Source organism: Halomonas caseinilytica, assembly GCF_001662305.1.
Classification (GTDB): Bacteria; Pseudomonadota; Gammaproteobacteria; order Pseudomonadales; family Halomonadaceae; genus Halomonas; species Halomonas caseinilytica.
The window spans coordinates 65,270-86,167 of sequence record NZ_BDEP01000004.1 but is presented as its reverse complement, the minus strand read 5'-3'; the positions used below and the strand labels follow the sequence as shown (position 1 = coordinate 86,167).

Here is a 20,898-nt window from a genome sequence, read left to right as displayed (position 1 = left end):
AGGCTATATTTTGTCTTTATAGCCCTCATGGGGTATCGGTTAGCGTGCCAGTTCCGTCATGGCGTCTTCCAGTCCACCCAGCGTCATGGGGTACATGCGGTCGTCGATCAATTCGCGGATCAGCTGGGTGGAGTGGGTGAACTCCCAGAAGCGCTGGGGCATGGGGTTGAGCCAGACGAGATTGGGAAAGGCGTGGGTCAGCCGCGATAGCCATACTGCCCCGGCCTCGTCGTTGAAGTGCTCGACACTGCCGCCCGGATGGGTGATCTCGTAGGGCGACATGGCAGCGTCGCCGACGATCACCACCTGATAGTCGGCGCCATAGGTGTTGAGCACGTCCCGGGTCGGCGTGCGTTCGTGCCTCCGCCGGGCGTTATTTCGCCACAGGCCCTCGTAGGGGCAATTATGGAAATAGAAGTGTTCGAGGTGCTTGAACTCGGCGCGGGCGGCGGAGAAGAGCGCTTCGCAGGTGCGGATGTGGTCGTCCATGGAGCCGCCGACATCGAGCAGCAGCAGGACTTTCACGGCATTGCGGCGCTCGGGGCGCATTTGGACGTTGAGCAGTCCGGCGTCGCGGGCGGTGGCGCGGATGGTGGCGTCGACATCGAACTCTTCCGCCGCACCCTGGCGGGCGAAGCGCCGCAGGCGGCGCAAGGCCATCTTGATGTTGCGCGTGCCCAGCTCGCGGTTGGCATCGTAGTCGCGAAAGCGACGTTCGTCCCAGACCTTCGCTGCCCGTCGATGGCGTGAGCCGTCCTGGCCGATGCGAATGCCCTCGGGGTTGTAGCCGTAGGCGCCGAAGGGGCTGGTGCCGCCGGTGCCGATCCACTTGTTGCCGCCGGCGTGCCGCTTGTGCTGTTCCTCGAGGCGGCGCTTGAAGGTCTCGATCAATGACTCGAGACCGCCCAGCGATTCGATCCGCGCCTTCTCTTCCTCGCTGAGCTGTTTCTCGAATTCGCGACGCAGCCAGTCATCGGGAATCAGCGCCTCGATGCCCGCTTCCAGGTCTTCCAGCCCTTCGTACCAGGCGGAAAATGCCTGGTCGAAGCGATCGAAGTGACGTTCGTCCTTGATCAGCACGGTGCGGGCGAGGTGGTAGAACGCCTGGAGGTCGGCGAAGACCATGCCGTGCTCGACCGCCGCGTGCAGATCGAGCAGCTCGCGCAGCGACACCGGCACCTCGAAGCGCCGCAGGGTCTCGAACAGGCCGATGAACATGGCGGATCAGCGTCCTTGCCGGCGCATCATGAAGGCCAGCCGTTCCAGTAGCTGGGTATCCTGCTCGTTCTTGACCAGGGCGCCGGCCAACGGGGGAAGGGCACGTGCCGGGTCGCGCTGATAGAGCGCTTCCTGGGCCAGTTCGTCGGCCATCAGCAGCTTCAGCCAGTCGACCAGCTCGGAGGTGGAGGGCTTCTTCTTGAGGCCCGGCGCCTCGCGCAGCTCGAAGAACACCTCCAGGGCCTGGCTGACGAGGCGTGGCGCGATCTTGGGGAAGTGCACGTCGACGATGGCCTGCATCGTCTGCTTGTCGGGAAAGTCGATGTAATGGAAAAAGCAGCGACGCAGGAAGGCGTCGGGCAGTTCCTTCTCGTTGTTGGAGGTGATCACGACCACTGGGCGATGACGGGCACGAATGGTCTCGCCGGTTTCATAGACATGGAATTCCATGCGGTCGAGTTCCTGGAGCAGATCGTTGGGAAACTCGATGTCGGCCTTGTCAATCTCGTCGATCAGCAGAACCACCCGCTCGTCACTGGTGAAGGCCTCCCACAGCTTGCCGGGACGCAGGTAGTTGGCCACGTTCTCCACGCCCTCGATACCCAGTTGCGAATCCCGCAACCGGCTGACGGCGTCGTATTCATAGAGCCCCTGGGCTGCCTTGGTGGTCGACTTGATGTGCCAGGTGATCAGGCGTGTGTCCAGCGACGCCGCCAGTTCTTCGGCCAGCAGCGTCTTGCCGGTGCCGGGTTCGCCCTTGATCAGCAGGGGCCGTTGCAGGGTGACGGCGGCGTTGACCGCCTGTTTCAGGGCCTCGGTGGCCACATAGGTTGAGCTACTGTCGAACGCCATGAATCGCCTCGCATGAGGGAAGCACTGTCCAGATGCCTGCGCGATGCCCGGCAATTCATCCCGTGCTTCCTGAAGGGGTGTCGAAATTCAAACGAGTGTACGTAAGGCTGCCGGCGCCGACAATCGTGGAGGACGACGTCAGGACCGACGATAGGTCTCGACCAGGGTGGCCGGGTCGCTCTCATCATGCCCGTGCGCCGCATGGGCACGCATCAACTGGGCAGCCAGGCCGCTCATGGGGGTGGCGCTGAGGGTTCGGCCACCCTGGGCCACGGCCATGTCCAGATCCTTGAGCAGCGTACGCAGGTGCCAGGCCGGAGAGTCGAAATCGCTGGCGGCCATGCGCGGGGCAAGGATGCGCAGCGGCGTGGAGTCGGCGAAACCGCCGGCCAGAGCCTCGGTGAGACGCGAGGCATCGACGCCGCTGGTCTCGGCCAGGGCCACCGCCTCGGCGATCACCGCCGCCTGACAGCCGACGATCATCTGGTTGCAGACCTTGGTCACCTGACCGCTGCCCACCGGCCCCATGTGCGTGATGCGCGCGGCAAGCGGTTCCAGCAGAGGGCGGGCCGCGTCGATGTCCTCGCTGTTGCCGCCGCACATGATGGCGAGTTCGCCGGTCTCGGCACCGACCACGCCACCGGACACCGGGGCGTCCACCCAGCGTATGCCGCGGCGCTCGGCGAGTGTCTTGGCCATGTGCCGGGTGGCGTCGGGATCGCTGCTGGACAGGTCGATCACAAGTTGCCCTGGGTGCCCATGCTCGGCCAGGCCGCCGGGGCCGAACACCAGTTCCTGAACGACCGCTGTGTTGGCCAGGCACAGCATGATCACATCGACCCCGTCGATCAGGGAGGCGACGTCGTCGGCAAGTTGCGCGCCGCTCTCGGTGGCCACGGAGGCGGCCTTCTCGGGCGTGCGGTTCCAGAGCGTGACATCGAAGCCGGCGGCGATCAGGCGGCGTGACATGGGATCGCCCATCAGGCCGATACCGATGAAACCGAGACGGGGGCGGGGCATGGGCAAGTCTCCATTGCAATGGCGTTGGCGCTATAGCATGCGTCATGGAAACGGTTTCCATCAAATGGCGTCGTGCTTGCGGCGGGCATGTGCAACGAAGGTCGGATTGTCGCGGTAGCGTGGATGGCGTTTCATTAACGCAAACAATGAGATCATGGCGGGTGCGCCGGCGGATTCGGCGACCTGACAAAAAAAAATGTCCCCCGAAGGGGACAAGAGGAGCACGCCAGCTCACCCGCTTGCTATCCGAAAATCATGCCTGGATAGGAAAATTCGAACAAGAACAACAAGTTGAAAGCTTCACCATGCGGCGGTCCATCTCTTGGGCCGCCGTTTTCATGTCGTGATGCACCACTCCATCACCATCGAGTGCCTGCATGCCTCATTTCAGGGCAGTCGAGACAGGGCAGGCGAGCCGGCATGTCGTTTGCCGGGATAAGGTCGTATCCTCTCCTTGAGTCGCGACAGGAATAAAGGAGCCCCGTCATCATGCTGACCTATTCATTGGCCCACTGGATGGCCTTTCTCTCTACCGCGATCCTGTTGAATCTGTCGCCGGGGCCCGACATGGCATTCATTCTCGGGCAGACCGCCAGACATGGCCGGCGAGGCGGTATTGCCGCCATGTTTGGTGTCTGGAGTGGTGCCGCGCTGCATGTGACCATGGCGGCACTGGGGCTCTCGGCGGTACTGGCTACCTCGGCGCTGGCGTTCTCGCTGGTGAAATGGATCGGGGCAGCCTACCTGGTGTGGCTGGGGTTGCAGATCCTGTTGCGCCGAGGAACCGGGGAAGCTTCCGGCGTCGCCGTGCCGAGCACACCACGCCCGGGTGCCATTTTCCGTCAGGGCATGCTGGTGTCGGCGCTCAACCCCAAGGTGGCGGTGTTCTTCCTGGCCTTTCTGCCCCAGTTCGTGGTGCCCGGCGCCGGGCCGGCCGCCTTGCAGCTGGCCTTGCACGGCGGCCTGATCATCCTGGTGGCGGCACTGATCGAGCCACCGCTGGTGTTCATCGGCGACCGACTGGCGCGTGCCCTGAGCGATCATCGCCGTCTCGGCACCTGGCTGGAGAAGGCCCTGGGGGGCCTGTTCGTCACGCTGGGAGTGAAGCTGGCGCTGAGCGAGCGCTAGGCACTGTCCGAAAAGTGCCTACGCTCGGTTATACGACGTTGAAAATCCGCTCAAATGCTCATTTACTCCTTGTAAACTCCGCATTTTGACTCGTGACATCCCTGTCACTCGCGCTTCGAGCAGCAGAGCTGCCCAAATCGCCAATCCTGGCGATTTGTCGCAAATTTTCGCCTTGTGATCCACATGGATGTGGGAAATGCGATGGCCCGTCGGAAACGGGCCTATCGCTCGTCGACTTTTCAGACAAGGCCTAGGGGGAAGTGCTGATTTATTGCTGCGCTCAGCTGTCTTCCTTCTTCCCTCTTATGTCTTGCCCTTTATTCCTCTTTCCGTAGTTGCTTGCGCAGTCCGGTGGGCACCTGCTTGATGATCAGCCGGTCATTTTCCTCGTCGTACTCCACGGCGGCGCCGAGCAGGTGGGAGTCGAAGCTGATCGACACGCCGGCCGCGCGCCCCGTGAAGCGCTTGAAGGCCTTGAGGGTCCGCTTGTCCGGGGGGATCTCCGGCGCCAGGCCGTAGTCGCTGTTGCGGATATGCTCGTAAAAGGCCTTCGGCTGCTGCTCGTCGACCAGCTCGGAGAGCTCTTCCAGCGTCATCGGCTCGCCTCGGCTGGCCTGGTCGCTGGCGTAGTCGATCAGCGTATCGGTCTTCTCGCGGCTGGTTTCCTCCGGCAAGTCCTCGCTTTCCACGTAATCGCTGAAGGCCTTGAGCAGGGTACGCGTTTCCTGGCTAGCATCGAGCGGCTCGCTAGCACCGAGCACCTCGGCGAAGGCGTCGGCGAGTTTGCGACCGCCACGGTCGCGCGTATAGGACAGGTAGGGATGGGAGGCGCTGCCATCGCGCCATTGACCGATATCGAGGCGCGCGCCGAGGGTCATCTGGGAGAGGTTGAGTTGCCGGCTGGGAACGATCTCCAGGTGTTCGCCGATACCGAACCCCTCGCGGTGGTGGAGCAGGGCCATGATCAGGTAGCGGGCCTCGCCCTGGCGATGGTCGACGACCAGCAGGTGGCCGCCCAGCGGCAGGTGGGCGTCGACCAGGGGCGCAATGGCATGGGCCAGTTCTCGCGTCAGCTCGGTGAAATCGAGTTCATCTGCCAGGTAGCGCGCCAGGGCGCCGGGCAGGCTGGCCTCGGTGTCGTCGCTGAAACGCCCCCAACCCTTGGCCTTGGCATGATAGGCGCTGTTGAGGCCGGCCAGCAGGTCGTCCAGGGCGGCAGACGCTTCGAGCTCCCCCGGGGCGGGCACGACCCGTGCGGGGCTTTCGCCGTCTTGCTTGTCGATGCGGTGGATGATGCTGTGCAGGATCGGCATGGGGACCTCGCGGCTCGCGGATGACGGGCGGCGATGATACCGCAAGAGCCCCTGGCTCGGCTGCCCCGATGACGCTCGAGGGCCATGCTCATAGGCGATTCAACGTCGGCGGAAAGTGCGCGTTCAACTGCCCGATCCGGTAGATGTCGTGCAGATAGGTGTCGAGCCGGGCAATGAGATGCGTGACCAGGATCAGTGCATAGACCAGCAGCATCAAAAGCGGCGCGCTGTTCGCCCATGCCAGCGTGGGCCAGGAGATCTCGTAGCCGATGGTGTAGACGCTCAGGCCTCCCAGGAAGATGGCGAGCAATGTGTTGACGATGATCAGGACCAGGAGAGGGCCGCGCAGGCTCTTGCCGGGCGGGGCGGTTTTCCAGAAGGGCAGGTGGCGGATGCTGATCGCGCCGTTGCAGACGATGTTGTGCCGGCGGCGCAGCAGCGGCGCGGCGTCGAGGTCTGCCTTGCCCTCGGAGAAGGCCGCCAGCACCACCCGAGGATCGAGATCCTTGCCGAAGAGCGCGGCGACCGAAGCCGCGAAGCCGGCGGATTCGCCCGTCCGCGCGTATTGTCGGGCCTGACGGGAAAGATCGCGCAGTGCCTCGTCCTCGATTCCGGAGAGCCGTCGCGCGTCGCCGAAGCTCTGAGCGCAGTAGATATCGTACAACTGATAGATGGCGATGCAGACACCGAGATAGATCAGCACGAAGGTGGCGATGCTCAACATCATGTTTGTCTCCTGTAACGCCTTCCCATGGCCGACGGGTTTCGGGAAGGGCGCCCGCACAGCATGCGGTGACATGTGCGCCGGGGCAACCGGCGAGGCCTTGGGTGCGCCCTTTCACCGCACCCCGGTGGTGGGCGAGGCACGACGACGGAATGCGGCGAGGCAGGCGTCAGGGCTTGAGTCGATAGCCGCTGCGAAAGATCCAGTTCACCACGGCCAGGGATACCGCCAGGAAGAGCGCGATCATCCCGAGGCTGGCCCAGATGCTGACATCGCCCATGCCATAGAAGCTCCAGCGAAAACCGCTGACCAGATACACCACCGGATTGGCCAGGGTGACGACCTGCCAGGCGGGGGGCAGCATGTCGATGGAATAGAAGGTGCCGCCAAGAAACGTCAGAGGCGTGATCACCAGCAACGGCACCAGCTGGAGCTTTTCGAAACCGTCGGCCCAGATGCCGATGATGAAGCCCAGCAGGCTGAAGGTCAGGGAGGTGAGCACCAGAAACAGCAGCATCATCAACGGATGGGCGATGGTGAAGGGCACGAACAGGCTGGCCGTGGCCAGCACGATCAAGCCCAGGATCACCGATTTGGTGGCCGCGGCACCGACGAAGCCGAGCACCACCTCGAAATAGGAAATGGGCGCCGAGAGGATCTCGTAGATGGTGCCGGTGAAGCGGGGGAAGAAAATGCCGAAGGAGGCGTTGGAGACGCTCTGGGTGAGCAGCATCAACATGATCAGGCCGGGCACGATGAAGGCGCCGTAGCTGACGCCATCCACTTCGCTGATGCGGGTGCCGATGGCTGCACCGAACACCACGAAATAGAGTGACGTCGAGATCACCGGCGAGACGATGCTCTGGAGCACGGTGCGCAGGCTGCGTGCCATCTCGGCGACGTAGATGGTCTTCACGGATCTCAGGTTCATGCGTCCTCCCGCACCAGGCTGACGAAGATCTCCTCGAGGGAACTCTGGCGAGTGTGGAGATCCTTGAAGTGAATGCCGGCGGCTTCCAGGTCGGCCAGCAACTCGGCGATGCCCGCGGGTTCCTCTCCGCCATCGTCCTGGCGTGCGGCGTCATAGGTATAGACCAGGGCGTGGCCGTCTTCCTCGAGGGCCAGATCATGGCCGGCGAGGGATTCGGGGATGCGGGCCAGCGGCTCGCTGAGGTGCAGCGTCAGCGCCTTGCTGCCGAGCTTGCGCATCAGTTCGCGCTTCTCCTCCACTAAAACCAGCTCGCCGGCACGGATCACGCCGATGCGGTCGGCCATCTCCTCGGCTTCTTCGATGTAGTGCGTGGTGAGGATGATGGTCACGCCATTCTCGCGCAGGCTGCGCACGACGTCCCACATGTCGCGGCGCAGCTCGACATCGACGCCGGCGGTGGGCTCGTCGAGAAAGAGAATCTGTGGCTCGTGGGCCAGCGCCTTGGCGATCAGCACGCGGCGTTTCATGCCGCCGGAAAGCGTGATCAGCTTGTTGCGGCGCTTTTCCCAGAGGCTCAGCGAGCGCAGGATCTTCTCGATATGGCTTGGCGAGGCCGGCTTGCCGAACAGGCCGCGACTGAAGCTCACCGTGTCCCAGACCGTGGAGAAGGCCTCGCCGGTCAATTCCTGTGGCACCAAGCCGATGCGCGAACGTGCCTCGCGATAGGCATGGACATTGTCGTGGCCATCCACCAGGACCGTGCCGCCACTGGCATTGACCAGTCCGCAGATCACGCTGATCAGGGTGGTCTTGCCGGCCCCGTTGGGGCCGAGCAGGGCGAAGATCTCGCCTCGCCGGATCTCGAGATCGATGCCCTTGAGTGCCTGGAAGCCGCTGTCATAAACCTTCGACAGGCCTTGGACGTGGATCACCGTGGCATCGCTCACCGACCACCTCCCGCATCGCTTGTGCCATGCAGGAGTGTCACGGAGGATCTCCACGCTGGTCTGACTGTCCTGTACATCGGTATTCCTTCATGGAGTGAATGGCGACCCACTTCATCCTAGCGCGAGATGCGACGGAGGACATCTCTCGAGACGCCGCTTGGGACGAGAGCCTGCCTGGCCGGAATGACCTTGGCTTTCTAGGCTTAAGTCAATCAAGCGACCGTCGGGGAGACGCCACCATGTTGCTCGAGGGATCCTGCCACTGTGGTGCGGAGCGGTTTCGCGTCATGTCATCGCATCCCTATCCGTTCAATCGTTGCTATTGCTCGATCTGCCGCAAGACGGCCGGCGGAGGCGGCTATGCCATCAATCTGAGTGGCGAGGCGGACACCCTGGTGATTCATGGCGCCGAGCACACGTCGATCTATCAGGCCGAGATCGATGGCCGGAAGAGTCCTGGGGAGCGGCACTTTTGTGCCCGGTGTGCCAGCGCGCTCTGGGTATTCGATCCGCGCTGGCCGGAACTCGTGCATCCCTTCGCTTCGGCCATCGACAGCGAGCTGCCAAGGCCTCCCGAGCGGGTGCACCTCATGCTGGAGAACAAGCCGGACTGGGTGGAAGTCGAGTCGCGGCAGCAGGATCGTTGCTTCGCCGGCTATCCGGACGAGAGCATCGCCGAATGGCACGCCCGGCTCGGGCTAGAAGAGCTGTGAGCTCCCGCCCGGCGGAGCCGGGCAGGAGAGGGCCAGTTTAGTGGAAGATGGCGAAGCTGTCGGCATTGAGCAGCATGTGCACCGCCACGCTGGCCGCATAGCCCAGGGCGATGACCGGTGCCCAGCGCAAATGACTGGCGAAGGTGTAGATGCCGCGTGCCTGACCCATCAGCGCCACGCCGGCAGCGGAGCCCACCGACAGCAGGCTACCGCCCACACCGGCGGTCAGGGTGATCAGCAGCCAGTTGCCCATGGACATGTCGGGCTCCATGGAGATGACGGCGAACATCACCGGGATGTTGTCGACCACTGACGAGACCAGGCCCAGCACGATGTTTGCCCAGACGGGATCCCAGCCGGTGTAAAGGGTCTCGGAGAGCAGGCTCAGATAGCCCATGAAGCCCAGGCCGCCCACGGACATCACCACACCGTAGAAGAACAGCAGGGTATCCCACTCGGAGCGAGCGATTCGGGTGAAGACATCGAAGGGCACCACGCTGCCCAGGGATTCCAGCTTGCGCCAGTCACCACGCTGGCTGTAGCGGGTGCGCTTGCGCTCCAGGGAGCGTGGCAGGCTCCGGCGCAGGTAATAGCCGAAGAACTGCAGGAAGCCGAGACCGGTCATCATGCCGAGCGCCGGGGGCAGGTTCAGCATGGTGTGGCACAGTACCGAGATGACGATCGTCAGCAGGAACAAAAGGACGATGCGGCGTGCGCCGCGCTTGAGCCAGATGTCTTCCTCGAGGGCGGCAGGCTTGCGGTTCTTGATGAACAGACTCATCAAGAGGGCCGGTACCAGGTAGTTCACCAGCGAAGGACCGAGCAGCTCGAAGAATTCCTGGAACTCGACCAGCTTGGCCTGCCAGACCATCAGGGTCGTGATGTCGCCGAAGGGGCTGAAGGCGCCGCCGGCGTTGGAAGCGACCACGATGTTGATACAGCAGATATTGATGAAGCGCTTGTCGCCTTCGGCAACCTTGAGGACCACGGCGCACATCAGCATGGCGGTGGTGAGGTTGTTGGCGATGGTCGAGATCCAGAAGGCAAGGATGCCGGTGATCCAGAACAGCGACCGGTAACTGAAGCCCGTCTCCACCAGCCAGGCGCGCAACTTGTCGAAGACGCGACGCTCTTCCATGGCGTTGATGTAGGTCATGGCCACCAGCAGGAAAAGCAGCAGCTCGCTGTATTCCAGCAGGGTGTCGCTGAAGGCTTCCTCGGCGGCGTTGGGCAGGCCGGAATGCACATAGACCCAACCGATCATCGCCCAGATCAGGCCAGCGGCCACCAGCACCGGCTTGGACTTGCGCATGTGCAGCTTTTCTTCGGCCATCACCAGGGCATAGGCGGCCAGAAAGAGCGTGACGGCAATGAAACCGGGCAGGGTGTAGGTCAGGTCCAGCTCGCCGGCGGAAGCGGCCTGGGCGAGGGGACTGAACAGCAAAATCGGAAGCGCGAGCACGAGAAAGCCTGGCCACCGGGCGCTGTGCCGGAGCCAGTGTGGAGAACGATGGTTTGTCAGCATGACGAAAGCATCCTGAGACGGGAGGGCGGAGGGTCGATAAAACGAGGCGCATTCTACATGAAAGAAACAGTGTTCGCCATTTGCTGAGTCGGCTAATCAACCCTTTTTTGCGATTTTCTTGCTGCAGTGCAACCAAGGTCTTGTCCAGCGAGGACGGGTGGGTCGCTGGGCTATACTGTCCTGCGCCGTCGAATCACCGACATTGCGGAGGCCGAATGTCCTTCCGAGACCCCGTCGATACCCCTGGCCCCCGAGCCGACCTGGCGCCGCTGGTGTTGCCGCGGCTGGTCATCCGGCGTCTGCTGCCGACGGCAGCGCTGCGCCCCTGGGTAGATCATTACTGGTTCGTCCAGGGGCCTCCGCCGGACGCACCGACCCGTAACAAGCTCTATCCCGATGGCGGCACCACCCTGACCTTCAGGCGTCTCGATACCACTTCGCCGACGGCTGGCTGGGACATCACCTGCCGACCGGTAGCGGCGTATACCACCACGGTAGGGGCCAGCCTGGGCATTCGATTCCGTCCCGGCGGGGCTTTCCAGCTGTTCGGCATGTCGCTGGAGGCCTTGAGTGATGACGATCTATGGGAGAGGTTCGCTCCCGATGACTGGTTGGCGTTGCGGGACGAACTACCGGCCCTGCCGCTGGAGGAGCGCCTGGCACGACTCGATGCCTGGCTGCTGGCCAGAGCGGAGGCGAACGGGCCCAGGATCGGCCATGTCCAGCGGTTGCTGCCGCTGATCGACAGCGGACGCTTCACGATCGACCGGGTCGTGGCGCACCATGGCCTGAGCCGCCGCACGCTGGAACGGACCTTTCGCCATCAGGTTGGTCTGGCGCCCGCGCAGATGGATCTGTTGCAACGCCTCAAGCATGCCAGAGCCCTGTTGGCGCGAGCCGAGTCGTCGCTCAGTCAGGTCGCTCTGGCGTGTGGCTTCCACGATCAGGCGCACTTCACCCACCGTTTCCGTCGCCATGCCGGGGAAACCCCGGGCGAGTATCGGCAGCGCAAGTTGGCGCAAATCTACAAGGCGTGACCGTGCGCCGCGCGCATGCTGGGCACTCCATGTCCCAGATCAGGAGTGCATCATGCAAGAGCATGTTTCCCGTGCCGATTTCTATCGCCTGCAGCCCGAACTGGTGCAGGGCCTCAAGTCGACCCAGGAGGCCGTGGAAGCCTCAGGCATCGAGCCCGGCCTGATCCACCTGATCTTCCTGCGTGCCTCCCAGCTCAATGGCTGTGCCTTCTGCCAGCGGATGCATTCCGAGGAGGCGCGTGGCGATGGCGAACGCCAGGCCCGTCTCGACGTTCTGCCGGCCTGGCGGGAGTCACCGGGCTTCAGCGAGCGTGAACGGGCAGCGTTGGCCTGGACGGAGGCGCTGACTCTGCTGGCCGAGAGCGAGATCGAACAGGCGCTCCGCGACCAGGTGAGGGCGAGCTTCAGCCTGGAGGAACAACTGAGTCTCACCTCTCTGGTGGTGATCATCAATAGCTGGAACCGGATAGTATTGTCCTGCGGGTTCCGGCCCGACATCGGCGAGGGGTAAGGGCCCCTTCAGGGGGCGGCTGGCGCCTCTTCCCGGCGCTGATCGAGGATGAAGAAACCATCCGCCCGACCGGCGGGAGGTGGTCGGCAGGCAGCGTCGAGTCGCCGAGGCAGCAGGCTGAGGTGCTCGGCTACCCCCAGGTCGTCGAGCTGATGGGGCACGCCGTGTCCATCGCTGAGGTGGCGTAGCCCCATCAGGCCCACCACCAGCTTGCCTTCCGCCGAGGCCTCGGCCAGGCCGCTGGCCATGGCGCGGTCCCAGACCAGTTGAGCGTCGATGAAGTGCTCGAGGCCCTCGTCGCCAGCGTTGGCGGCATGGTCGTGGGCGGCAAAGACATCGGCGAGATCGGCGCGGTAGGCCGGCGATGCCGGAGCCGGTGCGGTCATGCCGAACCTGTCGTCCGACGGTACGGCGTCCCAGCCATCCCTCACCAGCCGTCGCTGCAGCTCGGGCGTGACATTCAGGGCCTTCAACGGCACGTCCTGCATGCGGGCGAAGTGCAGGATCGGCCAGTACAGCTCTGGGTCGTAGCCCCAGGTCTCGAACCAATCGCTCGCCTCGAGGAAGGCCGCTTCGCTCAATGCCCCGGCGACCCAATCGTCCAGCACCGGCTGAGCCTTGCGTGGCAGCATTTCCAGGCCGATCACCATGTCGGGGCGGAGGGCGTGGAGTCCAGCCAGCGTCTGCAGTTGCCAGCGATGATGGGCACGCTGATCATGCCGTTCACCCAGCATCACCACCTGTTGCTCGGCCAGATCGCGCATCATGACATCGGTTGCAATGGGGGCTCCCGCCTTGTCCAGCCACTGCCCGGGGGCATGGCAGGTGGCCGCCTGGGCGTCGGATAACCAAGTGAAACCGACGAGCAGTGGTGCGACGCGGCGGGCAAGAGGGAGGGTATGGCGACGAGGAGGCATGCATGATTCCTGAAGCAAGGGGGACCATGACAGCCTATCGAGCCAGCCGGTCGGGGCAAAGCGGCAGGGGCAGGATCGCTGAACGATGGTGCTCGGCGGCCAGTCGGGAATCGCGATATACGGATCCCGGCGTTATCCTGTAACCAAGAAAAGCGTCGCCACAGGAGCGCCATATGGCAACACACGCCTCTGCAGCGAATACCGGTATCCCGGTCGGCATCAGTGCTTGCCTGACCGGCGAGGAGGTGCGTTACAACGGCGGTCACAAGCGGTCTCGCTATTGCCTGAATGTGCTGGCGGATTGTCTGCGTTTCGAGACCTTCTGTCCCGAGCTAGCAGCGGGGCTTGGCGTGCCGCGCGAACCGATCCGCCTGGTGGGGCGGCCTGGGGAGACGCCTCGCGCCAGGGGCACGAAAACGACCGATCGGGATGTGACCGAGCGCATCGAGCGGGTCGGCGAGTCCTTCGTCGAGGCGCATCGTCACCTGCGCGGCTTTATCCTGATGAAGGGCTCGCCCAGCTGCGGGCTCGAGCGGGTCAAGGTCTATCATGAGAACGGCATGCCCAGCCACGTCGATTCCGGCGTCTTCGTGCGCGTCCTGCGCCATCATTTTCCCGAGCTCCCTCTGGAAGAGGAGGCAAGGCTCAATGACCCGGCCTTGCGCGAGAACTTCATGACGCGCGTCTATGCTCTCGACGACTGGAAGCGCAATGTCGAGGAGGCACCCAGCCATCATGCCCTGCTGCAGTTCCATAGCCGTCAGAAGCTTCTGCTGATGGCGCATCGGGTGGAGGCTTATCGCGAGCTGGGGCGCTATCTGGCCGAGGCGCATCGACGTCCCCTGGACGAGACGCTGGCGTATTACCTGCCGACTTTCATGGAGGCGCTGTCGAAACCCGCGTCGCGCAAGACGCATGCCAACGCCTTGCTGCACGTGCTGGGCTATCTCAAGCGGTCCCTGGATGGCGAGACGCGTCGCGACCTGCTCCAGTCAGTGGAAGAATATCGTCTGGAGCAGGTGCCCCTGGCGGTACCGATGCGCTTGCTCAATCATCACCTGAAGCGTCACGGCTCGGACTATATCTGTGGCCAGTCCTACCTCGATCCCCACCCTTACGAGCTCGGGCTGCGCAATGCCGTCTGAGAGGCTGGAATGACGCCGAGTCATGAACACCGCTTTCGGCACCTGGGTGCCGTGCTGGCCGAGTGGCAACCGGTATGGCAGCCCTTGCCCTTCCAGCACCGCCGCCTACCCTGGGAAGCCCGGTATCCGGCGATGGCCCAGGCGTTGAGAGAGCTGTCCGACGACGAGGCGGCCCGCTTGCAGGCGAGTCCCTTCACGGCGTCTCCCTTGTCGGCGTGGCTGCCCGTGGATGAGCTGGCCTCGCTGGTGGATCTGCCCGATATGGCCCCGCAAGGACCGACACTGCCCGATGCCTGGGGTACCTTCGTCGGTGGCCGAAAGTGGCGCCAGATTCAGGCCTTCGCCCCGCTGGTGGCACCGGATGCCGATCTGGTGGAGTGGTGCGCCGGCAAGGGCCATCTGGCACGCGCCTTGGGGCGCTGGCATGGCGTCGGTATCGAGGCCCTGGAGTGGCAGGCTGGGCTGTGTCGTGCCGGAAACGCACTCGCGCAGCGCCAGGCGGTGGCGGTGCGCCTGCACCAGCAGGACGTGATGGCCGAGGACGCCGGGCGCTGGTTGGTACCGGGCACTCGGGTAATGGCACTGCACGCCTGCGGTGACCTGCATGGCCGGCTGCTCGAGCTGGCGGCCAGTCGCGGCGCGGCGGTGACCCTGGCGCCGTGCTGCTATCAGCGAACCGAGGCGGCGAACTACCATCCCTTCTCCGAGCAGGGGCGCCGGGAGATGGCCGAGCGTGGCTGGCGGCTGTGTCGCGATGACCTGGCGATGTCGGTGCAGGAGACCGTCACCGCGCCGGCCGGAGTGCGGCGCCAGCGCCAGGTGGCCAATGCCTGGCGCCTGGGCTTCGATGCTCTGCAGCGCGACCTCTCGGGGCGGGATATTTACCTGCCGGTGCCGAGCCTGGCTTATGGACGAATGCCCGGTACTTTCGACGACTTCTGCCGCTGGGCGGCTGAGCGCAAATCGCTGTCATTGCCAGCCCGTGTCGACTGGCCGCGTTACGAAGCCGAAGGGTTCCAGCGTCTGGGCGAGGTCACCCGGCTCGAGCTCGTGCGCCATCTGTTTCGGCGCCCGCTCGAGATCTGGCTGGCGCTGGACCGTGTCAGGCTGATGGAGGAGGCTGGCTTCCAGGTGCGTCTCGGCACCTTCTGCGAGCGTGACGTGACCCCTCGCAACCTGCTGATCGAGGCAACGCCGGCTGGTTGAGGAAGGCCGAGACACGTCCGTCCCGGCCTTCGTGTCGTTACGGTGTCAACGGGGGCGGCTGAAGTCGCCGTGCTGGCTGCCGGCCATCAAGCGGTCGAATTCACCGCCGCTCATGTGCACCAGGGTTTCATGGTCGCCCGCTTCGAAGTAGACATCCGGCCGGTGGCGCAGGTGATCATCGAGATAGACCTGCAGGCCGTAAGCCTGACCCACCGGAATGGCTGCCCCGGGGTCGCAGTCATCGAACTCGTGACGTACTTCGTCCTCCGTGGCCAGTTCCAGATCTTCATGGAAGAGTTGCGTGAGCCGTTCCAGATCGGCGTCACGGTCGCTGGGCAGTACGGCGACGCGGTAACCGGCATCGCCGTGCAGCATGACGGCCTTGGCCAACTGGTCGCCCTCGACGTGCGCGACGCGGGCGATGCGGCTGGTCGAGACCGCGCGTGGATGGGAAACCTCCTCGTAATCGATATCGCAGGCGCGGAGATACTCCCGGATCGTCATCGGCATGGCCATGATGTCACCTCCTTCGGCCGTCGGGGCCGAACGCTCATGCCGGCGTCCCTGTGTGGCGTGGATGGTGTCCATATGCTTCAGCATAGCGTGCCTGCTCGGAGGCAGTGCAATCCTGGGTCTTTTCCGAAGCCCTGTTACAATGCGGCCATGCCGTACCGGCGATTACGGTTGCGGACAGGGGCGACCGGCGTTGCATCGGGTCGCGGTCACGACATTGCGTGGGCAAGGATTCTGGCGAGGTAATAGGGAATGAGGATCACCATTTTCGGCACCGGGTATGTGGGGCTCGTCACTGGGGCTTGCCTGGCTGATGTCGGACACGATGTGTTGTGCATGGACGTGGATGCCGACAAGGTGGCGCGTCTCGAGGCCGGCGAGATTCCGATCTTCGAGCCCGGTCTGGAGGAGCTGGTGACCGCCAATACCGCCTCGGGGCGGTTACGCTTCACCACCGATGCGGCCACGGCGGTCGATTTCGGCGTTCTGCAATTCATCGCCGTCGGCACGCCGCCCGACGAGGATGGCAGTGCGGATTTGCAGTATGTGCTGACGGTCGCCGAGACCATTGGCCGATACATGCGCGAGTTCAAGGTGATCGTCGACAAGTCCACGGTCCCGGTGGGGACGGCCGATCGGGTGAGAGAGGTCGTGGCGCGGGTGCTCGAGGAGCGTGGCGAAGCGCTCGACTTCGAGGTCTGCTCGAACCCGGAATTTCTCAAGGAAGGGGCGGCGATCGAGGACTTCACGCATGGCGCGCGCTTCGTGGTCGGCACCAGTTCCGAGCGGGTTCGCGAATTGATGCGCGAATGTTATGCCCCCTACATTCGCTTGCAGGAAAAGCTGATGTTCATGGACGTGCGGGCCGCCGAGCTGACCAAGTATGCGGCCAACGCCATGCTGGCCACCAAGATCAGTTTCATGAATGAGATCGCCAACCTGGCGGAGCGGCTGGGGGCCGACGTGGAACAGGTGCGGCGCGGTATCGGCTCGGACCCCCGTATCGGCTACCACTTCATCTACCCGGGGTGCGGTTATGGTGGCTCCTGTTTTCCCAAGGACGTGCGAGCCCTGACGCGCACCGCGAGCGACGTGCACTATGAAGCGCAGTTGCTGGGCGCGGTAGAAGGCGTCAATCACCGCCAGAAGCAGACGCTGTTCGACAAGCTGGAGCGTGCCTTCGACGGCGCTCTGGCCGGTCGCACCATCGCCCTGTGGGGGCTGGCCTTCAAGCCGAACACCGATGACATGCGCGATGCGCCGAGCCGTACCTTGATGGAGGCCCTGTGGCGCGTCGGCGCCAGGGTTCAGGCCTATGATCCCGAGGCGATGGGGGAGTGCCGTCGCCTCTATGGCGAGCGGGACGATCTGACGCTGGTGGATTCGCGGGAAGCGGCGGTTCAAGGGGCCGATGCCCTGGTGATCTGCACCGAGTGGAAAGTCTTCCGCATGGTGGATTTCGACTGGCTGAAGCGGCAGCTTGGCATGCCGGTGGTCGTCGACGGACGCAACCTCTATGACCCCGAGACGGTGCGCAAGGCGGGGTTGATGTACTTTGCCGTGGGGCGCGGCGACTCCCTGAAGCGCCCCTGAGGCGACATTGTATCGATGCGATGCCGGCGGCAGGCGAAGTCGCCGCTTGCCGGCACCTTCACCTTCACCTATCCGGCCTGCTCGCCGATGGGCCAGCCTGCCTTGAGCATGCCTCGCCCCTCGTGCCTGTTCAGGTGTTTTCTTGGAGGGCCCGTTCCAGCGTCGCCAGACGCCCGGGTACCATGGCATCCTCCACCGCGGTGATGCGCAGGACATGGCCCAGGTCCGGATGCGCCGGACGGGCGATGAGCTTGCCTTCCTCGAGCAGTTCGGCATGCACGCGCTTGGCGAGTTCGGCGCTGGCCAGGCGGATGCCGATGAAATTGGTGGCACTTGGCAGCACATCGGCGCCCAGTTGCTGGAAATGAGCACTCAGGCGCTGTCGGCGTTCGCGCACCGCGGCAATGTGTCGTCGGGTCTCGTCGGGGTGGTCGAGCACCACCTCGGCGGCGGCCTGGGTCAGGGTCGAGACGGCATAGTGGATGCGCACCTTCATCAGCATTGCCAGAGTCTCGGGTTCGGCGATCGCGTAGCCGATGCGCAGTCCGGCCATGCCGTGGGCCTTGGAGAGCGTCCGACAACGAATCACGCCCGGCAGTACCTCCGAGGCGAAGGGCGTGTCGGCATCGTCGCGAAAATCGTGGTAGGCCTCGTCGAGCAGCAGCCAGCAGTCATCGGGCAGAGCGTCGCGCAAGCGGCGAACGGCGTCATCGTCGTGCCGGTGCCCGGTGGGATTGTCGGGATTGGCCAGATATACCAGGCGCGCCTTTTCTGCATGTGCAGCACGGGCGAGGGCGTCCAGGTCGGGTGCGAGTCGATCGCTGCCCTCGTCGTAGGCGACCTCGACCAGACGACAACCCTGGCCTCGGGCGAAATAGCCAAAGGTCGGGTAGGTACCTGCCGAGGCGATCACCGAAGTATCGGGCGTGGCCACAGCGCGCAATGCCAGAGCCAGCAGGCTGTCGGCGCCGGCATCCACCAGCAGGGCCTCCACGGGGATGCCCTGCTGGCGTGACAGGCGTTTGCGAATACCCAGTGCCTCGGCATCGCCATAGCAGTAGGCGTGTTCGGCCATGGCGTCGCCGAAATGTCGGCGCAGGGCCGAGTGCGGCATGTCCAGGCCCTCGTTGGATCCCAGTCGATGAGGAATCTCGCGGCCGATGCGGCGCTGGAGGACCCAGATGCCGGGGAAGGGGTTGTCCGGGCCCGGGTGGTAGAGGTGGTCGGCGAAGCGGGGCATGACATCTCCCTTGGTGAAGGTGAAGGGCAAAGGTGGACGATCAGCGCTCGTCCTGAGCGGCGCCGGTGACGACCTTGTGGCGATTGAGCAGAGCATGCGGGTCCAGGGCCTGCTTGAGGGTCGCCATCAGGGCGAGCTCGTCCGGGGAGCGCGAGATCGGCAGCCAGTTGCGCTTTTCCAGGCCGATGCCGTGCTCCGCCGAGATTGAGCCGCCGAGTTCGGCCAGCGGTGCGTAGATGCAACTTTCCACCCGGTGTCGAGTGTCGGCGTCGTCGCTGCCGACGCTGGCCATGAGATGCAGGTTCCCGTCGCCCAGGTGACCGAACACCGACAGGCGTCCCTGCGGCCATTGTTCTTGCAGCGTCGTTTCCACCCGCGCCACATAGTCTTCCATGTCACTGATCGGCAGGCTGACATCGAAGGTCATCAAGGGAGAAAGGAGATGGACCAGTCCCTCGATGTCCTCGCGGATGGCCCACAAGCCGTCGCGCTGGGCATCGGACTGGGCGATCGCGGCATCCGCCAGAAGACCGGCCTCGAAGGCCGACTCGAGGGCCTGGTCGAAACGCGACCCATGGCGGTCGGCATCGATGGCCTGGGACTCGATGATGACATAGAAGGGCGACTCGCTGCCCACGGGGGGCGGATGACGGCCGCTCTGCTCGGTGAGCAGCCGGTAATGGCTGCGCCACATGGCTTCGAAGGCGCTGAGTTCGCCGCCAAGAGTCTGGCGCATGTGGGCAAGCAGTCCGGTCATGGCATCGAAGGAGGGGCAGGCGACCAGGGCGGTGCGGGTGTCGGGCATGGCGGGCTGTAGGCGAAGCACCGCCCGCGTGACGATCCCCAGGGTGCCTTCGCTGCCGATGAACAGTTGCTTGAGGTCATAGCCGGCGTTGTTCTTGAGCATCGGGCTCATGGAACTGATGATTCGACCGTCGGCCAGCACTGCCTCCAGCCCCAGTACCTGCTGACGCATCATGCCGTAGCGGATCACCCGATTGCCGCCGGCGTTGGTGGCAATGTTGCCGCCGATGGTGCAGCTCCCGCGCGCGCCCAGATCGAGGGCGAACTGCAGCCCGGCCGCTTCGGCTGCCTCCTGGACCTTCTGCAATGGCGCGCCGGCCTGGACGGTGATGGTGGCGCCGACCGGGTCGATGGCCTCGATGGCATCGAGACGTTCCAGCGAGATCGCCAGTTCCTCGGGCGAGGCCTCGGCGCCGTGTACCAGACCGGTCAATCCGCCGTGCGTTACCACCGGCTGGCGGGCTGCGTGGCAAAGGCGCAGTGTCTCGGCCAGCTCATCGGGCGTGCCGGGGCGCACGATGGCCGCAGCGTGGCAGGGTGTGCCGGTCAGCCAGTCGACGGACCGGGCGGCGACGTCATCGCCGGTGAGTACGGCACCGGCGCCGAGTCGCTCGCGCAGTTGATCGAGTAGCGTGGAGAGAGATGCCGAAGGCTGGGATTGCATTGTGTCCATGTCGATTCCGTGTTGTTTGTCGGGCCGATTCTCGGACAGGGAGTCGGGCGGGCTCGCAGGGGGCATGCGACTCAATTGGAGCCCGGAACGGGCTGACCGGATGTTCTGGAGCATAACAAGGGGAAGCTTCGAGACGCATGTTCCCGTGCCTTCGTGCGCGAGTGGCTGAACCACTGAAGTCTGTCATGCAGGGCGAGTTAGGCTTTCCCAGGCGCTCATGGCGCAATCCGCGACACCGAGCAGTTCCTCTCGGGAAGCGCCGTCCCTGGCCTGGATCGACATGCCGTGCTGCACGGTCGAGTAGAAGGTGGCGACGGCATGGCAGTCCGTGGTGTCGGGAAGTTCACCCTCCTCGACGGCGCGACGCAGACGCTTCTCCAGGCACTCTCGGTTGCCGCGCCGATGTCGTTCCAACTCGCCGCTGATCGACGGATTGGAGCCCTGAGCCTGGGGAGAGGCGAGCACGATCATGCAGCCCCGTGACTGGCCATGGCCGGTAAAGGCCCTTGCCGTGGCATACAGGACATGGGCGATGGCGTCTCGCGCAGTCGGCAGGCTGTCGACGGGTTCCCAGATGCCGCCACCGGCGGTCTTCACGTAGAGGGCCATGGCCTCCTGGAACAACCCTTCCTTGCTGCCGAAGGCGGCATACAGGCTGGGAGAGTTGATGCCCATGGCGCGGGTCAGCTCGCCCAGCGAGGCATTGTCGAAGCCCCGTTCCCAGAACACTTCCATGGCCCGAGCCAGGGCCGCTTCCCTGTCGAAGCCGCGTGGCCTGCCGCGTGTCGCCATGTCGGCCTCCTTTTGTGTGTCATTCGATACAAAAATATCTTGACAGGGTCGAGATTGTCCAGCCATGGTTATTTATGTATTGATCAATACATAAAT

At 64.3% G+C, this 20,898-nt stretch carries 20 protein-coding genes; 7 read left to right on the top strand and 13 right to left on the bottom strand.

Features of this window, described 5'->3' with window-relative positions; genetic code table 11:
- Window positions 1-39 precede the first annotated feature (39 nt).
- The 3 genes from A9O65_RS02300 to A9O65_RS02290 all read right to left on the bottom strand — a co-directional run bounded on the left by A9O65_RS02300 (window position 40) and on the right by A9O65_RS02290 (window position 3,090).
- Entirely contained in the window at window positions 40-1,218 is a 1,179-nt protein-coding gene (locus tag A9O65_RS02300; RefSeq protein WP_064701244.1) for a vWA domain-containing protein, read from the bottom strand.
- A 6-nt stretch (window positions 1,219-1,224) separates the two neighbouring features.
- Window positions 1,225-2,070, bottom strand: a complete 846-nt coding sequence (locus A9O65_RS02295) for an AAA family ATPase (protein WP_064701243.1) — start codon at window positions 2,068-2,070, stop codon at window positions 1,225-1,227.
- A 138-nt stretch (window positions 2,071-2,208) separates the two neighbouring features.
- The gene (locus tag A9O65_RS02290; protein WP_064701242.1) at window positions 2,209-3,090 is read right to left on the bottom strand and encodes an NAD(P)-dependent oxidoreductase; all 882 of its coding nucleotides are present in this window, start codon (window positions 3,088-3,090) and stop codon (window positions 2,209-2,211) included.
- 489 nt (window positions 3,091-3,579) lie between these two features.
- Between A9O65_RS02290 and A9O65_RS02285 the strand changes: the two genes are divergently transcribed.
- Window positions 3,580-4,218: a LysE family translocator gene (locus A9O65_RS02285; RefSeq protein ID WP_064701241.1), complete on the top strand. Its 639-nt coding sequence runs from the start codon at window positions 3,580-3,582 to the stop codon at window positions 4,216-4,218.
- 317 nt (window positions 4,219-4,535) lie between these two features.
- On the opposite strand, the gene yejK is transcribed toward A9O65_RS02285, so the two are convergent.
- The 4 genes from yejK to A9O65_RS02265 all read right to left on the bottom strand — a co-directional run bounded on the left by yejK (window position 4,536) and on the right by A9O65_RS02265 (window position 8,133).
- A complete protein-coding gene (gene yejK / locus A9O65_RS02280) occupies window positions 4,536-5,531 on the bottom strand; it encodes a nucleoid-associated protein YejK (protein WP_064698212.1) in 996 nt (331 codons plus the stop codon).
- A gap of 88 nt (window positions 5,532-5,619) precedes the next feature.
- Window positions 5,620-6,258 (bottom strand): hypothetical protein, encoded by a 639-nt coding sequence (locus A9O65_RS02275; protein ID WP_064698213.1) that lies wholly within the window; start codon window positions 6,256-6,258, stop codon window positions 5,620-5,622.
- A gap of 166 nt (window positions 6,259-6,424) precedes the next feature.
- Window positions 6,425-7,186, bottom strand: coding sequence for an ABC transporter permease (locus A9O65_RS02270; RefSeq protein ID WP_064701240.1), 762 nt, complete (start codon window positions 7,184-7,186; stop codon window positions 6,425-6,427).
- Window positions 7,183-8,133: an ABC transporter ATP-binding protein gene (locus A9O65_RS02265; protein WP_064698215.1), complete on the bottom strand. Its 951-nt coding sequence runs from the start codon at window positions 8,131-8,133 to the stop codon at window positions 7,183-7,185. Before A9O65_RS02265 ends, A9O65_RS02270 begins: the two co-directional genes overlap by 4 nt.
- A 239-nt stretch (window positions 8,134-8,372) precedes the next feature.
- Here A9O65_RS02265 and A9O65_RS02260 point away from each other — a divergent pair, with 239 nt between their 5' ends.
- A complete protein-coding gene (locus A9O65_RS02260) occupies window positions 8,373-8,846 on the top strand; it encodes a GFA family protein (RefSeq protein WP_064701239.1) in 474 nt (157 codons plus the stop codon).
- Between the two features lie 37 nt (window positions 8,847-8,883).
- On the opposite strand, the gene nhaD is transcribed toward A9O65_RS02260, so the two are convergent.
- Complete coding sequence (gene nhaD, locus A9O65_RS02255) at window positions 8,884-10,371, bottom strand: sodium:proton antiporter NhaD (RefSeq protein ID WP_064698217.1); 1,488 nt, start codon at window positions 10,369-10,371, stop codon at window positions 8,884-8,886.
- Window positions 10,372-10,586: 215 nt separating this feature from the next.
- Between nhaD and A9O65_RS02250 the strand changes: the two genes are divergently transcribed.
- Window positions 10,587-11,408, top strand: a complete 822-nt coding sequence (locus A9O65_RS02250) for a helix-turn-helix transcriptional regulator (RefSeq protein WP_064701238.1) — start codon at window positions 10,587-10,589, stop codon at window positions 11,406-11,408.
- A 52-nt stretch (window positions 11,409-11,460) separates the two neighbouring features.
- Entirely contained in the window at window positions 11,461-11,919 is a 459-nt protein-coding gene (locus A9O65_RS02245; RefSeq protein WP_064698219.1) for a carboxymuconolactone decarboxylase family protein, read from the top strand.
- Window positions 11,920-11,927: 8 nt separating this feature from the next.
- Here A9O65_RS02245 and A9O65_RS02240 read toward each other — a convergent pair whose 3' ends face one another.
- Window positions 11,928-12,836, bottom strand: coding sequence for a ChaN family lipoprotein (locus tag A9O65_RS02240; RefSeq protein ID WP_082920098.1), 909 nt, complete (start codon window positions 12,834-12,836; stop codon window positions 11,928-11,930).
- A 173-nt stretch (window positions 12,837-13,009) separates the two neighbouring features.
- On the opposite strand from A9O65_RS02240, the gene A9O65_RS02235 reads away from it, so the two are divergent.
- Window positions 13,010-13,981, top strand: a complete 972-nt coding sequence (locus A9O65_RS02235; protein WP_064701237.1) for a YbgA family protein — start codon at window positions 13,010-13,012, stop codon at window positions 13,979-13,981.
- Between the two features lie 9 nt (window positions 13,982-13,990).
- Window positions 13,991-15,187, top strand: a complete 1,197-nt coding sequence (locus A9O65_RS02230; protein WP_064701236.1) for a methyltransferase — start codon at window positions 13,991-13,993, stop codon at window positions 15,185-15,187.
- A 45-nt stretch (window positions 15,188-15,232) separates the two neighbouring features.
- Here the strand turns inward: A9O65_RS02230 and A9O65_RS02225 are convergent, their stop codons facing one another.
- Entirely contained in the window at window positions 15,233-15,787 is a 555-nt protein-coding gene (locus tag A9O65_RS02225) for an aminoacyl-tRNA deacylase (RefSeq protein ID WP_254783100.1), read from the bottom strand.
- A gap of 165 nt (window positions 15,788-15,952) precedes the next feature.
- Between A9O65_RS02225 and A9O65_RS02220 the strand changes: the two genes are divergently transcribed.
- Window positions 15,953-17,293, top strand: a complete 1,341-nt coding sequence (locus A9O65_RS02220) for a UDP-glucose dehydrogenase family protein (protein WP_064701235.1) — start codon at window positions 15,953-15,955, stop codon at window positions 17,291-17,293.
- A 130-nt stretch (window positions 17,294-17,423) separates the two neighbouring features.
- Here A9O65_RS02220 and A9O65_RS02215 read toward each other — a convergent pair whose 3' ends face one another.
- From A9O65_RS02215 to A9O65_RS02205, 3 genes are all read right to left on the bottom strand, one after another.
- On the bottom strand, window positions 17,424-18,533 hold the full coding sequence (locus tag A9O65_RS02215) for a pyridoxal phosphate-dependent aminotransferase (RefSeq protein WP_064698223.1): 1,110 nt from the start codon (window positions 18,531-18,533) through the stop codon (window positions 17,424-17,426).
- A 40-nt stretch (window positions 18,534-18,573) separates the two neighbouring features.
- Entirely contained in the window at window positions 18,574-20,010 is a 1,437-nt protein-coding gene (locus A9O65_RS02210; protein ID WP_064698224.1) for an FAD-binding oxidoreductase, read from the bottom strand.
- A 183-nt stretch (window positions 20,011-20,193) separates the two neighbouring features.
- Complete coding sequence (locus A9O65_RS02205) at window positions 20,194-20,802, bottom strand: TetR/AcrR family transcriptional regulator (RefSeq protein WP_064698225.1); 609 nt, start codon at window positions 20,800-20,802, stop codon at window positions 20,194-20,196.
- Window positions 20,803-20,898 lie beyond the last annotated feature (96 nt).